This window comes from Streptomyces sp. NPDC053750 (assembly GCF_044544295.1).
Lineage (GTDB): Bacteria > Actinomycetota > Actinomycetes > Streptomycetales > Streptomycetaceae > Streptomyces.
Genome location: NZ_JBITXB010000024.1, coordinates 75382 through 89930 on the forward strand (window position 1 = coordinate 75382; position 14549 = coordinate 89930).

Consider the following 14549-nt stretch of genomic DNA (forward strand, 5'->3'; position numbering starts at 1 on the left):
GCGGGCAGGGGCATGACGGCGTGGGCGTCCTCCGGTTAAGGTCGCAGCGGCGCGACTGCCTTGACGTGCGCAAGGCTCGAAGAGCAAGGGGAGAGCAAGGTGGCTGACGCTGCAGTGGACGGGACCCGCCGGGTGCTCGTCGCCGCGGACAAGTTCAAGGGTTCGCTGACGGCCGTCGAGGTCGCCGAGCGGGTGACGGCCGGACTCCGGCGCGTGGTGCCAAACCTCGGTGTCGAGGCGCTGCCCGTGGCCGACGGCGGCGACGGCACCGTGGCCGCGGCGGTCGCGGCCGGGTTCGAGCGCCGGGAAGTACGGGTCGCCGGGCCGCTCGGCGACGAGGTGACGGCCGCGTACGCGTTGCGCGAGGGCACCGCGGTGGTGGAGATGGCCGAGGCCAGTGGCCTGCAGCGGCTGCCGGCCGGCGTGCTCGCCCCGCTCACCTCGTCCACGTACGGCTCGGGTGAGCTGCTGCGGGCCGCGCTGGACGCGGGTGCGCGGACCATCGTGTTCGGGGTCGGCGGCAGCGCGACCACCGACGGCGGCGCCGGGATGCTGTCCGCGCTGGGCGCGCGGTTCCTGGGCGCGGACGGCGAGCCGGTGGCCCCGGGCGGGGGCGGTCTCGCCGACCTCGCCTCGGCCGACCTGTCGGGGCTGGATGCGCGGCTCTCCGACGTCGAGCTGGTCCTCGCGAGCGACGTCGACAACCCGCTGACCGGGCCGAAGGGCGCCCCCGCGGTTTACGGCCCGCAGAAGGGCGCCACGCCCGAGGACGTGGAGAGCCTGGACGCGGCCCTCGCGCACTTCGCGAAGGTGCTGGAGCAGACGGAGGGCGTGGGCGCACGGGCCGCCGAGTACGCGGCCTCGCCGGGCGCGGGCGCCGCGGGCGGCATCGGGTTCGGTGCGATGCTGCTGGGCGCGCGGTTCCGGCCCGGTATCGAGGTGATGCTCGACGTGCTCGGCTTCGCGCCGGCGCTGGAGCGGGCGGACCTGGTGATCACCGGGGAGGGCTCGCTCGACGAGCAGACCCTGCACGGAAAGGCGCCGGCGGGTGTCGCGGCGGCGGCACGGGCCGCGGGCAAGGAGGTCGTCGCGGTGTGCGGGCGGCTGGCGCTGGCACCGGAGGTGCTGGGGCGGGCCGGGATCCGGCGGGCGTACCCGCTGACGGATGTCGAGCCGGACGTCGCGAAGTGCATCGCGGATGCGGGGCCGATCCTGGAACGGGTCGCGGAGCGGATCGCCCGGGACTTCCTGGCCTAGGGGAGTTACGCCCCCGCCGCCCCTTCCCATTCCCGACCCCGGGGGCTCCGCCCCCAGACCCCCGTTCGGCCCTGAACGGGCCTCGTCCTCAAACGCCGGACGGGCTGGGTGGCCTGTTGCGGTCCCCTTTCAGCCCACCGAGTCGGGCGGTGGGTGGGCATAGGCCCGGGGGTCTGGGGGCGGAGCCCCCAGCGAGGCCCACACCGGCGCCGGGCGCGCACAAACAGAAGGGCCCCGAACCCGACCCGGGTCCGGGGCCCACTCAGCGGAGCGCTACGGCAACTGCGCCGCCCGCGCCTCCCGCCGATTGTCACGGAAGTTGTTCACCCTGCGAGCGGTGGCGAACAGGGGAATCACCGCACCCATCACCAGCTGCAGCGCACACCCCGTCTGCAGCAGCAGCTGCCCGCTCGGCGCGTCGAACGCCCACGCGGCCAGCAGCCCCATCGACAGGACGATCCACGACAGCATCGCCACCGCGAGGCGCCCCCGCGGCTTCGGGTACTCCACCCGGCTCACCATCAGCCAGGCGGTACCGATGATCGCGAGGAGCGTCGCCACGAAGGGCAGCTCCAGCAGCACGATCGACACCACGGTCAGCGCCCCGAACGGCGAGGGCATGCCCTGGAACGTGCCGTCCTTGACCGTGACGCAGGAGAACCGCGCGAGTCTGAGCACCACGGCCAGCAGCACCACGATCGCGCCCACCGCCGCAACGCGCTGGTAGGCGTCGTCCGCGACCATGCCGTAGACGAGGACGAAGTACGCCGGGGCCAGTCCGAAGCTGATCAGGTCGGAGAGGTTGTCCAGTTCGGCGCCCATCGGCGAGCTGCGCAGCTTGCGCGCCACCAGGCCGTCGAACAGGTCGAAGATCGCCGCGCACAGCATCAGGATGACGGCCGTGGCCGCGCTGTGCCGGGCCATGCCCGACTCGTCGCTGCCCATGAGGTGCGGGATCAGGATGCCGGTGGTGGTGAAGTACACCGCCATGAAGCCGCACGTGGCGTTGCCCAGGGTGAGGGTGTCCGCTATCGACAGGCGCAGCGAGAGGGGCATCTCCTCCTCGTCGTCCGCCTCGTCGGCCTCGGGCACCCACCCGGCCTGGGTCTGTGGATCAATCACGGTCAATTCGAGTCACCCCAGCCACCGTCTTCTGCCCCACCTCGACCGCGATCTCCACGCCCTCGGGCAGGTACAGGTCGACGCGCGACCCGAAGCGGATCAGGCCGACCCGCTCGCCCTGCTCGACCTTGGTGCCCTGGGGCACGTAGGGCACGATGCGGCGGGCCACCGCGCCGGCGATCTGGATCATCTCGATGTCGCCGAGCTCGGTGTCGAAGTGCCACACCACCCGCTCGTTGTTCTCGCTCTCCTTGTTGAAGGCGGGAACGAAACCACCGGGGACGTGCTCGACCGAGGTCACCGTGCCCGACAAGGGCGCACGGTTGACGTGGACGTTGAGCGGGCTCATGAAGATCGCGACGCGGGTGCGGCCGTCCTTCCACGGCATGATGCTCTGCACCACCCCGTCGGCGGGCGAGATGACCCGGCCCGGGGTGATCTCGCGCTCGGGGTCGCGGAAGAACCACAGCATCCCCGCCGCGAGCGCGGTGGCAGGGACGGCGACGGCCTTGGCGGCGCCGGAGCGACGGGCACGGAGAAGGCTGACGGCTGCGGTGGCGACGGTCGGCAGAAGCCACGGCGATGCTCCGCGCGCGAGGCGTACGCCGGCGAGGCTGTCGCGAGGTGCAGAGGTTTGGCTGTGGGGCATGGATGACCTTCGTAGGATGATGCCGCGCTCTGACGGGGGACGGCGGCTTTCCGGCGATCGTAGCGGCTTCCTGCCGCAACTGGGTAAGCCAGGAAGCCGAGTCGGCGGCCGAACAGTGCCTACGGGGTGTGACCTTGTTCTCCAAGAAAACACCCCGTATCCGGACATCTAACCCTGGAATCGATACTCTTCGAGCAGTCGGCGGCCGATGATCATTTTCTGGATCTCGGCGGTGCCTTCACCGATCAGGAGCATCGGGGCCTCGCGGTAGAGGCGCTCGATCTCGTACTCCTTGGAGAAGCCGTATCCGCCGTGGATCCGGAAGGCGTCCTCGACGACCTCCTTGCAGTATTCGGACGCGAGGTACTTGGCCATCCCCGCTTCCAGGTCGTTTCGTTCGCCGGAGTCCTTTTTGCGTGCAGCGTTCACCATCATCGCATGCGCGGCCTCCACCTTGGTAGCCATCTCCGCGAGCTTGAACTGAATGGCCTGGTGCTGGGCGATCTGCTTGCCGAAAGTGTGACGCTGCTGGGCGTACCGGATGCCGAGTTCGAAGGCACGCTGAGCGACGCCGCAGCCACGTGCCGCCACATTGACGCGGCCGACCTCGACACCGTCCATCATTTGGTAAAAACCTCGGCCGGTGACGCCGCCGAGCACCCGGTCGGCCGGAACGCGCAGGCCGTCCATGATGAGCTCGGTCGTGTCGACGCCCTTGTAGCCCATCTTGTCGATCTTGCCGGGGATGGTCAGGCCGGGGCGGACCTCGCCGAACCCGGGCTCCTTCTCCACCAGGAAGGTCGTCATCGACTTGTGCGGCGCCGTGCCCTCGGGGTGACCCTCGTCACTCTTCACCAGGACGGCCACCAGGGACGACGTACCGCCGTTCGTGAGCCACATCTTCTGGCCGTTCAGGACGTACTCGTCGCCGTCCCTGACCGCCTTCGACGAGATCGCCGACACGTCGGAGCCCAGCGCCGGCTCCGACATCGAGAAGGCGCCCCGGATGTCACCGGCGGCCATGCGGGGCAGGAAGTGGTCCTTCTGCTCCTGCGTGCCGTGCTGCTTGAGCATGTACGCCACGATGAAGTGCGTGTTGATGATGCCGGAGACCGACATCCAGCCGCGGGCGATCTCCTCCACGCACAGGGCGTAGGTGAGCAGCGACTCGCCCAGGCCCCCGTACTCCTCCGGGATCATCAGTCCGAACAGGCCCAGCTCCTTGAGCCCGTCGACGATGTCCTGCGGGTACTCGTCGCGGTGCTCCAGCTCCGTCGCGACCGGGATGATCTCCTTGTCCACGAAGTCGCGGACGGTGGACAGGATCTCCTGCTGGATGTCGGTCAGACCGGCGGTCCGGGCGAGTCGCGCCATTACTGCTTCCCCTGTTCCTTCAGCTCCGGGCGGCCCGGCTGCTCGCCGCCGCGCTCCTTGATGTACGTCTCGGTCGGCACCATCACCTTGCGGCGGAACACGCACACGAGCGTGCCGTCCTGCTTGTAGCCCTTGGTCTCGACGTGGACGATGCCGCGGTCGTTCTTCGACTTCGACGGCCACTTGTCGAGCACGGTCGTCTGGCCGTAGATGGTGTCGCCGTGGAAGGTCGGCGCCACGTGCTTGAGCGACTCGATCTCCAGGTTGGCGATCGCCTTGCCGGAGATGTCCGGGACGGACATGCCGAGCAGGAGCGAGTAGACGTAGTTCCCGACCACCACGTTCTTGCCGAAGTCCGTCGTCTTCTCGGCGTAGTTGGTGTCCATGTGGAGCGGGTGGTGGTTCATGGTGAGGAGACAGAACAGGTGGTCGTCGTACTCCGTGACCGTCTTCCCGGGCCAGTGCTTGTACGTCGCCCCGACCTCGAACTCCTCGTAGGTGCGTCCGAACTGCATCGTCCTCAGCCCTCCGGGATCTCGAACTTGCTGGTGCGCCGCATGCCGGCGGCGCGTCCCTTGCCGGAGACGACCAGGGCCATCTTGCGGCTGGCCTCGTCGATCATCTCGTCGCCGAGCATCGCGGAGCCCTTCTTGCCGCCCGCCTCGGAGGTGTAGTAGTCGTACGCGTCCAGGATCAGCTCGGCGTGGTCGTAGTCCTCCTGGGAGGGCGAGAAGATTTCGTTGGACGCCTCGACCTGGCCCGGGTGCAGCACCCACTTGCCGTCGAAGCCGAGGGCGGCGGCGCGCTGCGCGACGGCGCGGTAGCCGTCGACGTTGCGGATCTGGAGGTAGGGGCCGTCGATCGCCTGGAGGTTGTTGGCGCGGGCGGCCATGAGGATCTTCATCAGGATGTAGTGGTAGGCGTCCGCCGGGTAGCCGGGCGGCTGCTCGCCGACCACCAGCGACTTCATGTTGATGGACGCCATGAAGTCGGCCGGGCCGAAGATGATGGTCTCCACCCGCGGGGAGGCCTGCGCGATCTCGTTGACGTTGTTCAGGCCCTGCGCGTTCTCGATCTGCGCCTCGATGCCGATCCGGCCGACCTCGAAGCCCATCGTCTTCTCGATCTGGGTGAGGAGGAGGTCGAGGGCGACGACCTGCTGGGCGTCCTGGACCTTGGGCAGCATGATGCAGTCGAGGTTCTGGCCGGCGCCCTCGACCACCGTCACGACGTCGCGGTACGTCCACTCGGTCGTCCAGTCGTTGACGCGCACGACGCGGGTCTTGCCGGTCCAGTCGCCCTCGTTGAGGAACTTGACGATGGTGTGCCGCGCCTCCGGCTTGGCGAGCGGCGCGCAGGCGTCCTCCAGGTCCAGGAAGACCTGGTCCGCCGGGAGGCCCTGGGCCTTCTCCAGGAAGCGCGGGTTCGAGCCCGGGACCGCCAGGCAGGAGCGCCGGGGGCGAAGGCGGTTGATCGTCATGCGGGGACCTCCAGGGGGTCGAGCTTGTTCGCTTTGCGGATCTCGTCGACGATGCGGCCGATGATCGAGGTGATGTCGAAGTCCTTCGGGGTGAAGACCGCGGCCACTCCGGCCGCCCGCAGTTGTTCGGCGTCTCCGTTCGGGATGATGCCACCGGCGATCACCGGAATATCTGTGGCACCGGCCACATGCAGCCGTTCCAGGACGTCCGGCACCAGTTGGGCGTGCGAGCCGGACAGGATGGACAGGCCCACCGCGTGCACGTCCTCCGCGAGCGCGGCGTCCACGATCTGCTCCGGGGTGAGCCGGATGCCCTGGTAGACCACCTCGAACCCGGCGTCGCGGGCCCGCACGGCGATCTGCTCGGCACCGTTGGAGTGCCCGTCCAGGCCCGGCTTGCCGACCAGGAAGCGCAGCTTGCCGACGCCGAGGTCCTTGGCCGTCAGGTCCACCTTGCGGCGCACCAGGGACAGCGTCGAGCCCTCCTCGGCGGGGACGGCGACCGGCGCCGAGGAGACACCGGTCGGCGCGCGGAACTCGCCGAACACCTCGCGCAGGGCCCCGGCCCACTCGCCGGTCGTGACGCCGGCGCGGGCGCACTCCAGGGTGGCCTCCATGAGGTTGTCGGTGCCCTTGGCGGCCTCCTTCAGCTTCTCCAGTGCCTTGCAGGGGCGCGGGTGGTTGAAGGGCGGCTGGTAGCGGGTGTCCCGCCAGTGCTGGAGCGAGGCGATGACACGGGCCTCCACCGCCGGGTCGACCGTCTGGATCGCGGTGTCCAGGTCGGCGGTCAGCGGGTTCGGCTCGGTGCCCTCGAAGGCGTTGACACCGATGATCTTCTCCTGGCCGGACTCGATCCGGGCCCGGCGCTCGGCGTGCGAGGCGACCAGCTGCGACTTGAGGTAGCCGGACTCGACGGCGGCCATCGCGCCGCCCATCTCCTGGATGCGCTCGATCTCCGCGAACGCCTCCTCGACCAGCTCGTCGACCTTCGCCTCGACCACCTTCGAGCCCTCGAAGAGGTCGCCGTACTCCAGCAGGTCGCTCTCGTAGGCCAGCACCTGCTGGATGCGCAGCGACCACTGCTGGTCCCAGGGCCGGGGCAGACCGAGGGCCTCGTTCCAGGCCGGCAGCTGCACGGCACGCGCGCGTGCGTCCTTGGAGAGGGTGACCGCCAGCATCTCCAGCACGATCCGCTGGACGTTGTTCTCCGGCTGGGCCTCGGTCAGGCCGAGGGAGTTGACCTGGACGCCGTAGCGGAAGCGGCGGTGCTTGGGGTTCTCGATGCCGTACCGCTCGCGGGTGACGCGGTCCCAGATGCGGCCGAACGCCCGCATCTTGCACATCTCCTCGACGAAGCGGACGCCCGCGTTCACGAAGAAGGAGATGCGGCCGACCACGTCCCCCATGCGCTCCTGCGGCACCTGGCCGGAGTCGCGCACGGCGTCCAGCACGGCGATCGCGGTGGACATCGCGTACGCGATCTCCTGCACCGGCGTGGCGCCCGCCTCCTGCAGGTGGTAGCTGCAGATGTTGATCGGGTTCCACTTCGGGATGTGCGAGACCGTGTACGCGATCATGTCCGTCGTCAGGCGGAGCGAGGGCCCCGGCGGGAAGACGTGCGTCCCCCGGGACAGGTACTCCTTGACGATGTCGTTCTGGGTCGTGCCCTGGAGCTGGGTGATGTCCGCACCCTGCTCCTCGGCGACGACCTGGTAGAGCGCCAGCAGCCACATGGCCGTGGCGTTGATGGTCATCGAGGTGTTCATCTGCTCCAGGGGGATGTCCTGGAACAGCCGGCGCATGTCACCGAGGTGCGCGACCGGCACGCCGACCCGGCCGACCTCGCCACGGGCGAGGACGTGGTCGGAGTCGTAGCCGGTCTGGGTCGGCAGGTCGAAGGCGACCGACAGACCCGTCTGGCCCTTGGCGAGGTTGCGCCGGTACAGCTCGTTGGACGCCTCGGCCGTGGAGTGACCGGCGTACGTGCGCATGAGCCACGGCCGGTCCTTCTGACGCTCAGTCATGGGTGACCTCCGCCGCCCTCAGATGTTCCGGAAGCGGTTGATGGCGTCGATGTGCCGGGCGCGCATCGCCTCGTCGCGCACGCCCAGGCCCTCCTCCGGGGCCAGGCACAGCACGCCGACCTTGCCCTGGTGGGCGTTGCGGTGGACGTCGTGGGCGGCCTGGCCGGTGTCCTCGAGGGAGTACACCTTGGAGAGGGTCGGGTGGATCCTGCCCTTGGCGATGAGGCGGTTGGCCTCCCAGGCCTCGCGGTAGTTGGCGAAGTGGGAGCCGATGATGCGCTTCAGGGACATCCACAGGTAGCGGTTGTCGTACTCGTGCATGTAGCCCGAGGTCGAGGCGCAGGTGGTGATGGTGCCGCCCTTGCGGGTGACGAAGACGGAGGCGCCGAAGGTCTCGCGGCCGGGGTGCTCGAAGACGATGTCGATGTCCTCGCCGCCGGTGAGTTCGCGGATGCGCTTGCCGAAGCGCTTCCACTCCTTCGGGTCCTGGGTCTGCTCGTCCTTCCAGAACCTGTAGCCCTCGGCGCTGCGGTCGATGATCGCCTCGGCGCCCATCGAGCGGCAGATGTCGGCCTTCTGCTCGCTGGAGACGACGCAGATCGGGTTGGCGCCGCCGGCCAGCGCGAACTGGGTGGCGTAGGAGCCGAGTCCGCCGCTGGCGCCCCAGATGAGCACGTTGTCGCCCTGCTTCATGCCGGCGCCGTTGCGGGAGACGAGCTGGCGGTACGCGGTGGAGTTGACCAGGCCCGGGGCCGCGGCCTCCTCCCAGCTGAGGTGGCCGGGCTTCGGCATCAGCTGGTTGGACTTCACGAGGGCGATCTCCGCGAGGCCGCCGAAGTTGGTCTCGAAGCCCCAGATGCGCTGCTCGGGGTCGAGCATCGTGTCGTTGTGGCCGTCGGACGACTCCAGCTCGACGGAGAGGCAGTGCGCGACGACCTCGTCGCCGGGCTGCCAGGCGTTGACGCCCGGGCCGGTGCGCAGGACGACGCCCGCGAGGTCGGAGCCGATGACGTGGTACGGCAGGTCGTGGCGCTTGGCCAGCTCGTTGGTGCGGCCGTAGCGCTCCAGGAAGCCGAAGGTCGACAGCGGCTCGAAGATCGAGGTCCACACCGAGTTGTAGTTGACCGAGGAGGCCATGACGGCCACCAGGGCCTCACCGGGGCCCAGCTCGGGCACCGGCACCTCGTCGAGGTGGATCGACTTGCGGGGGTCCTTGTCGCGGGTCTCGAGGCCGGCGAACATCTCCGTCTCGTCCTTGTGCACGGTGATCGCACGGTACGACTCGGGGATCGGGAGGGCGGCGAAGTCGGCCGAGGTGGACTCGGGCGACTGGATCGCGGCCAGGATGTCCTTCATGGTCACGGTGTTGCCTCCGGCGTCGAGCGCCCTGAGGGAGGGGCGCTGAGGGTTACGTCGGTGCTGCTGAGGGTGGGTGAAGGGGCTGCCGTCGGTTCGGCGGGTGGTGCTTGTGCGGCGGCGCTTTGTGGCGCGGAGGGTGCCTGTGACGCAGGCGCCGGGCACGCAGGCGATCGCTTGCGGGGACAGCCCGGACACCTTCAACGTATGACACCGCGTGTCACCCCGCAAGGCACTGAGTGCCAGAACTTCTTCTCAGATGAAATCTTTACGCTTCAGATGAGCGATGATCGATCGAACGGGGGTCGACGGAACCCTGAAAAGGGGCGTTGACGTGCAAAAACGGCCACCCGGAGGGTGGCCGTTGTCACAGACGGAGAGGAGCGGGTCGGTGCGGGTCAGCGCTCCTTGAGCGCCTGCTCGATGGTGCGCATCACCTCGTGCAGCGGCGCGTCGGTGCGCGCCACCGTCACCAGCACCTCGCCCTGCACGGACGCCGAGGAGGCGGCGGCCGGCGGCCCGGAGGAGGCCGCGGAGCGCCCGGCGCCGATGCCCGTGCCGAACGTCCTGCGCACGATCGCGAAGGCGTGGTCGAGCTGGGACTCCACGTCCCCCTGCCCGCCCGCCCGCAGCCAGCGCCGCAGCACGTGGTTGTGGGCGGTGACCACCGCGGACGCGGCGACCTCCGCCAGCAGCGGGTCGTCGTTGGCGTCGTCGTCGTGCGCGTGCTCGTCGAAGTGGCCGAGCAGATAGCGGGTGAACAGGCGCTCGTAGCGGGCCACGGACGCGATCTCCGCCTCGCGCAGGGTGGGCACCTCGCGCGTCAGCTTGTAGCGGGCGACCGAGATCTCCGGCCGGGCCGCGTACATCTTCATGACTTCCTTGATGCCGCGGCACACCGTGTCGAGCGGGTGCTCGTGCGCGGGCGCCGCGTTGAGCACCGCCTCGGCGCGCACCAGGGTGTCGTCGTGGTCGGGGAAGATCGCCTCTTCCTTGGAGCGGAAGTGACGGAAGAAGGTGCGGCGGGCGACCCCGGCCTGGGCCGCGATCTCGTCGACGGTGGTCGCCTCGTACCCCTTGGTCGCGAACAGCTCCATGGCCGCGGCCGCCAGTTCCCGGCGCATTTTGAGCCGCTGGGCGGCGGCCCGGCTGCCGGCCGCGCTCTCCGGCGCGTCGGGCGTTGCTGGTGTACGTGAGGACTTGGCGGGCTGGGACATGACCCGAACGTACTGCATGGGCGCGCAATCATGCGCGTGACCGGGGATTCCCCCGCCCGCACGGGACGGGGGAGACCCGGCCGGGGAGGGTGGGGGGAACCCGGCCGGATCGAGCAGTCCGCCCCAGTCCTCCTCGGACCGGAACCGGTCGCCCGGTCGCTCAGCGGCGGGCATGTTCGCGGAAGCCGCGGCCCGTCTTGCGGCCGAGGCAGCCCGCGGCCACCAGGTGCTCGAGGAGTGGTGCCGGGGCCAGGCCCGGGTCGCGGAACTCGCGGTGCAGGACCTTCTCGATGGCCAGCGAGACGTCAAGACCGACCACGTCCAGCAGCTCGAAGGGCCCCATCGGGTAGCCGCCGCCCAGCTTCATCGCGGCGTCGATGTCGTCGAGCGTCGCATAGTGCTCCTGCACCATCTTCACGGCGTTGTTGAGGTACGGGAACAGCAGCGCGTTCACGATGAACCCGGCCCGGTCACCGCAGTCCACGGCGTGCTTGCGGATCTTGGCGCAGACCTCGCGGACGGTGGCGTGCACGTCGTCCGCCGTCAGCACCGTGCGGACCACCTCCACCAGCTTCATGGCCGGCGCGGGGTTGAAGAAGTGCATGCCGATCACGTCCTGCGGGCGCGAAGTGGCGCGGGCGCAGGCGACGACGGGCAGCGAGGAGGTGGTGGTGGCCAGCACCGCGCCGGGCTTGCAGACCTTGTCCAGCGTGGCGAACAGCTGCCGCTTGACCTCCAGGTCCTCGGCGACCGCCTCCACCGCCAGATCGACGTCGGCGAAGTCGTCGTACGTCCCCGTCGGCGTGATCCGCTCCAGCGTCTGCGCGGCGGCCTCGGCGGTCAGCCGGCCCTTGTCCACACTGCGCGCCAGGGACTTGCCGATGCGGGCCCTGGCGGTCTCGGCCTTCTCCGCGCTGCGGGCGGCGAGCACCACCTCGTAGCCGGCCTTGGCGAACACCTCGGCGATGCCGGACGCCATGGTGCCCGAACCGGCGACGCCCACCGAGCGGACGGGACGGCCGGGGACCGGGGTGTCGCCCGCGCTCGGGGTGAGCGTGTCCGGCACGACCGTCGCGCTGCCCGGCGCCTCGTAGGTGTAGAAGCCGCGCCCGGCCTTGCGGCCCGTCAGGCCCGCCTCGCTGAGCTGCCTGAGGATCGGCGCCGGGGCGTGCAGACGGTCGTGGGAGGCGGCGTACATGGCCTCCAGGACCGTGCGCGCCGTGTCCACGCCGATCAGATCGAGCAGCGCCAGCGGGCCCATCGGCAGACCGCAGCCGAGCCGCATGGCGGCGTCGATGTCCTCGCGGGAGGCGTAGTTCGCCTCGTACATCGCCGCGGCCTGGTTGAGGTAGCCGAAGAGCAGGCCGTCCGCGACGAAACCGGGCCGGTCGCCGACCGCGACGGGCTCCTTGCCGAGATCCAGGGCGAGGTTGGTGACCGCCGTGACCGCGGCCGGCGAGGTCAGCACGGAGGAGACGACCTCCACCAGCTTCATCGCGGGCGCCGGATTGAAGAAGTGCAGGCCGAGCACCCGCTCCGGTCGGGCCGAGTCGGCGGCCAGCCGCGTCACGGACAGCGCGTTGGTGCCGGTCGCCAGGATCGTCTCCGGACGCACGATCCCGTCCAGCTCCCGGAAGATCTGCTGCTTGATCTCGTACGACTCCGGAGCCACCTCGATCACCAGGTCGGCGTCGGCCGCCGCGCCCAGGTCGGTCGAGGTACGGACGCGGGCGAGGACGTCGGCGCGTTCCCGCCCGGTGAGGCGTCCGCGCTCGACGGCACGGGCGGTGGAGGACTCCAGCGCGGCGACGGCCGTCGCGGCCTGCGCCTCACTGATGTCGATGCCGACGACGTCCCGTCCGGCCCGGGCGAGGACTTCGGCGATGCCGGTGCCCATCGTGCCGAGGCCGACCACGGCGATGGTCCGGAGCGGGGACAGAGGGGTGTCGGACAGGGGAGTGGCCATCGCGGACTCCAGGAATGAGGGTGACGACAGGAAGCACGCCCGGGTGCGCCGAGGGGCGCACCGGGTGCGTGGGATGAGGAGTGCGGGTGTTGCCGGGCTGACTGGCGCACACGCCCGGTGCCGTCGTGAAGGGCGCGCACACGCCCGCACGGCGGTCTCCGACCGGCCCTGTCCCGAGGCCGAGTCGTACAGCGGTACCCAGTACCAGGGGTACCGAACCGACTTGCTCTGTGCTCACGGCGGCCGCGTCACCAGACCGCCGGGAGGAGTGCTGCGAGTGGGTAACTCGCTCGTCTGAGATTAACTCGCGGGTAACGAGCGCGCCAGCCCCCGGTGTTCGTGACGTACGTCCCACACGCACGGCGTGGCGCCCCCGGGCAGGCCCTAACCTCGGTGTCATGGACGAAGAGTTGCGATCGCTCACGGAGCGTTTACGAGCCGAGTCGAGCGCGTCGGGCGCGTCGGGCGCGTCGAGCGCGTCGGGCGCGCCCGACGGCCCGGCGGTGTACGACCGGCTCGTGGCGACCGGGGACCACGACGAGCTGGCCGCGGTGCTCACGGCACCCGGGCACCCCCTGTGGGCCCGGGAACTGGCCGCGTTCCGGCTGGGGGTGGCCGGGGACCGGCGGGCCTTCGAGTCCCTCGTACTGCTGCTGAACCACCGGGACCCGCCGCGCTGCGCCTCCGCCGCCCACGCCCTCGCCCGCCTCGGCGACCCCCGCACCGCCCGCGCCGCCGTCGCCCTGGCCACCAACGAACTGCGCGTCGCCTACGCCCTGCACCCGGTGCGGCTGCTGGTCGAGCTGCGGGCCCCCGAGGCCGTGCCCGCGCTGATCACCACGCTGGAGCGCCGGCTGCGCCCGCACGACCCCTACCGTCACGTGGCGCTCGCCTGCGTCGAGGGGCTCGGCTCGCTCGGCGACGACCGGGCCGCACCCGTCCTGAACGACGCCCTGGCCCACCCGGCGCTCGCGGAGGCGGCGGTGCGGGCGCTGGCGCGGATCCCGGGGCAGCGGTGAGCCGTCGCCCGTGTGCTCAGCCGGCCAGTGCCCTCGCGTACCGCACCTCGGGCACGGCCACGCCGTCCACCTCGGACGCCTCCTCGGCGCCGTCGGCGGTGAAACCCGCCCGCTCGTAGAAGCGCCGTGCGCGGGCGTTGTCCTTGAGCACCCACAGGAGCATGCGCTCGTGCCCGGCGGCCGTGCACCGGCGTATCGACTCCTGGAGCAGGGCGTGCCCGACGCCGGTGCCCACCCGTCCGGCGTCGACGTAGATCGCGTACAACTCGGCGTCCTCGGTGTGCCGTTCACCGTCCCGGTACGGACCGTGGCAGGCCCAGCCGACGACCCGGCCGCCGTCGTCCTGCGCGACCAGGTTCACCATGGTGTCCGGGGCGCGGAGGAAGAGGGCGCGGCGCCGCTCGGCGTCCTCGCGGGCGTCGAGCCCGTCGAGGTACGGCTGCGGCATCAGGCCCCGGTACGCCGTCTGCCAGCCCCGGACACGGATCTCGGACACGCGGTCGCAGTCGGCGAGCGTCATCTCCCGCACCCCGGGCGATTCCGGCACCCCCGGCACCTCCCGCACCACCGGCCCGCTCACGGGGCCACGACCGCGAACGCCTCGATCTCCATCAGGAATTCGGGCCGGACCAGCCCGGCGACCCGCACCGCCGAGGCGGCCGGGAGCCGGTCGTCGGGTATGTGCTCGGCGCGGGCCGCGCGGATCGCGGGCATGTGCGCCATGTCCGTGACGAAGAAGGTCAGTTTCACCACGTCGTCGAAGGACGCGCCGGCCGCCGCCAGGCACCGCCGCAGGTTCTCGAAGACCTGACGGGCCTGCGCCGCCGGGTCGCCCTCGCCGACCAGCCTGCCGTCCTCGTCCAGGGCGAGCTGGCCGGAGACGGCCACGAACCGTCCGGTGCCGACGACGACATGGCTGTACTGGGCGGCGGGCGCGACACCGTCGGGGGCGGGAATCCTGGTCAGCTCACTCATGCGTCCATCGTGGACCACGGCACTGACATTGATGCTGATACTCGGGTTCCGGCGGTCGTGACTCGGGCACTGACTGACGCCCTGCTGGGCTGTCCTTGTGTTGGTCTGTC

At 70.5% G+C, this 14549-nt stretch carries 13 protein-coding genes; 2 read left to right on the forward strand and 11 right to left on the reverse strand.

Annotation, left to right across the window (positions count from 1 at the left end):
* Positions 1 to 114: 114 nt before the first annotated feature.
* Positions 115 to 1257 carry a glycerate kinase gene (locus ACIGO6_RS37355; RefSeq protein ID WP_399884496.1) on the forward strand — a complete coding sequence of 381 codons (1143 nt, stop codon included), beginning with the start codon at positions 115 to 117 and terminating at the stop codon, positions 1255 to 1257.
* Between the two features lie 273 nt (positions 1258 to 1530).
* Here ACIGO6_RS37355 and pssA read toward each other — a convergent pair whose 3' ends face one another.
* The 9 genes from pssA to ACIGO6_RS37400 all read right to left on the reverse strand — a co-directional run bounded on the left by pssA (position 1531) and on the right by ACIGO6_RS37400 (position 12445).
* Positions 1531 to 2349, reverse strand: coding sequence for a CDP-diacylglycerol--serine O-phosphatidyltransferase (pssA, locus tag ACIGO6_RS37360; RefSeq protein ID WP_399884498.1), 819 nt, complete (start codon positions 2347 to 2349; stop codon positions 1531 to 1533).
* Positions 2350 to 2371: 22 nt separating this feature from the next.
* Complete coding sequence (locus ACIGO6_RS37365) at positions 2372 to 3028, reverse strand: phosphatidylserine decarboxylase (RefSeq protein ID WP_399884473.1); 657 nt, start codon at positions 3026 to 3028, stop codon at positions 2372 to 2374.
* Between the two features lie 168 nt (positions 3029 to 3196).
* A complete protein-coding gene (locus tag ACIGO6_RS37370) occupies positions 3197 to 4402 on the reverse strand; it encodes an acyl-CoA dehydrogenase family protein (RefSeq protein WP_399884475.1) in 1206 nt (401 codons plus the stop codon).
* Positions 4402 to 4917, reverse strand: coding sequence for a MaoC family dehydratase (locus ACIGO6_RS37375; protein WP_399884477.1), 516 nt, complete (start codon positions 4915 to 4917; stop codon positions 4402 to 4404). The genes ACIGO6_RS37370 and ACIGO6_RS37375 overlap by 1 nt, the downstream gene beginning before the upstream one ends.
* A 5-nt stretch (positions 4918 to 4922) precedes the next feature.
* Positions 4923 to 5882, reverse strand: coding sequence for an HpcH/HpaI aldolase/citrate lyase family protein (locus tag ACIGO6_RS37380; RefSeq protein WP_399884479.1), 960 nt, complete (start codon positions 5880 to 5882; stop codon positions 4923 to 4925).
* The gene (locus ACIGO6_RS37385; protein WP_399884481.1) at positions 5879 to 7906 is read right to left on the reverse strand and encodes a protein meaA; all 2028 of its coding nucleotides are present in this window, start codon (positions 7904 to 7906) and stop codon (positions 5879 to 5881) included. The genes ACIGO6_RS37380 and ACIGO6_RS37385 overlap by 4 nt, the downstream gene beginning before the upstream one ends.
* Positions 7907 to 7924: 18 nt before the next feature.
* A complete protein-coding gene (ccrA, locus tag ACIGO6_RS37390) occupies positions 7925 to 9262 on the reverse strand; it encodes a crotonyl-CoA carboxylase/reductase (RefSeq protein WP_399884500.1) in 1338 nt (445 codons plus the stop codon).
* Positions 9263 to 9660: 398 nt separating this feature from the next.
* Positions 9661 to 10479, reverse strand: a complete 819-nt coding sequence (locus ACIGO6_RS37395) for a TetR family transcriptional regulator (RefSeq protein ID WP_399884483.1) — start codon at positions 10477 to 10479, stop codon at positions 9661 to 9663.
* A gap of 160 nt (positions 10480 to 10639) precedes the next feature.
* Positions 10640 to 12445, reverse strand: coding sequence for a 3-hydroxyacyl-CoA dehydrogenase family protein (locus tag ACIGO6_RS37400; RefSeq protein ID WP_399884485.1), 1806 nt, complete (start codon positions 12443 to 12445; stop codon positions 10640 to 10642).
* A gap of 398 nt (positions 12446 to 12843) precedes the next feature.
* Here ACIGO6_RS37400 and ACIGO6_RS37405 point away from each other — a divergent pair, with 398 nt between their 5' ends.
* Positions 12844 to 13464, forward strand: a complete 621-nt coding sequence (locus tag ACIGO6_RS37405; RefSeq protein WP_399884487.1) for an adenylosuccinate lyase — start codon at positions 12844 to 12846, stop codon at positions 13462 to 13464.
* 16 nt (positions 13465 to 13480) lie between these two features.
* Here the strand turns inward: ACIGO6_RS37405 and ACIGO6_RS37410 are convergent, their stop codons facing one another.
* Both ACIGO6_RS37410 and ACIGO6_RS37415 read right to left on the reverse strand, forming a co-directional pair.
* Positions 13481 to 13984, reverse strand: coding sequence for a GNAT family N-acetyltransferase (locus tag ACIGO6_RS37410; RefSeq protein ID WP_399884502.1), 504 nt, complete (start codon positions 13982 to 13984; stop codon positions 13481 to 13483).
* A 56-nt stretch (positions 13985 to 14040) separates the two neighbouring features.
* A complete protein-coding gene (locus ACIGO6_RS37415) occupies positions 14041 to 14439 on the reverse strand; it encodes a RidA family protein (RefSeq protein WP_399884490.1) in 399 nt (132 codons plus the stop codon).
* Positions 14440 to 14549: the final 110 nt, after the last annotated feature.

Coding starts and splice junctions, on each gene's coding strand:
- ACIGO6_RS37365 (WP_399884473.1), bottom strand. CDS start 3,028: ATGCCCCACAGCCAAACCTCTGCACCTCGCGACAGCCTCGCCGGCGTA.
- ACIGO6_RS37370 (WP_399884475.1), bottom strand. CDS start 4,402: ATGGCGCGACTCGCCCGGACCGCCGGTCTGACCGACATCCAGCAGGAG.
- ACIGO6_RS37375 (WP_399884477.1), bottom strand. CDS start 4,917: ATGCAGTTCGGACGCACCTACGAGGAGTTCGAGGTCGGGGCGACGTAC.
- ACIGO6_RS37380 (WP_399884479.1), bottom strand. CDS start 5,882: ATGACGATCAACCGCCTTCGCCCCCGGCGCTCCTGCCTGGCGGTCCCG.
- ACIGO6_RS37385 (WP_399884481.1), bottom strand. CDS start 7,906: ATGACTGAGCGTCAGAAGGACCGGCCGTGGCTCATGCGCACGTACGCC.
- ccrA (WP_399884500.1), bottom strand. CDS start 9,262: ATGAAGGACATCCTGGCCGCGATCCAGTCGCCCGAGTCCACCTCGGCC.
- ACIGO6_RS37395 (WP_399884483.1), bottom strand. CDS start 10,479: ATGTCCCAGCCCGCCAAGTCCTCACGTACACCAGCAACGCCCGACGCG.
- ACIGO6_RS37400 (WP_399884485.1), bottom strand. CDS start 12,445: ATGGCCACTCCCCTGTCCGACACCCCTCTGTCCCCGCTCCGGACCATC.
- ACIGO6_RS37405 (WP_399884487.1), top strand. CDS start 12,844: ATGGACGAAGAGTTGCGATCGCTCACGGAGCGTTTACGAGCCGAGTCG.
- ACIGO6_RS37410 (WP_399884502.1), bottom strand. CDS start 13,984: ATGACGCTCGCCGACTGCGACCGCGTGTCCGAGATCCGTGTCCGGGGC.
- ACIGO6_RS37415 (WP_399884490.1), bottom strand. CDS start 14,439: ATGAGTGAGCTGACCAGGATTCCCGCCCCCGACGGTGTCGCGCCCGCC.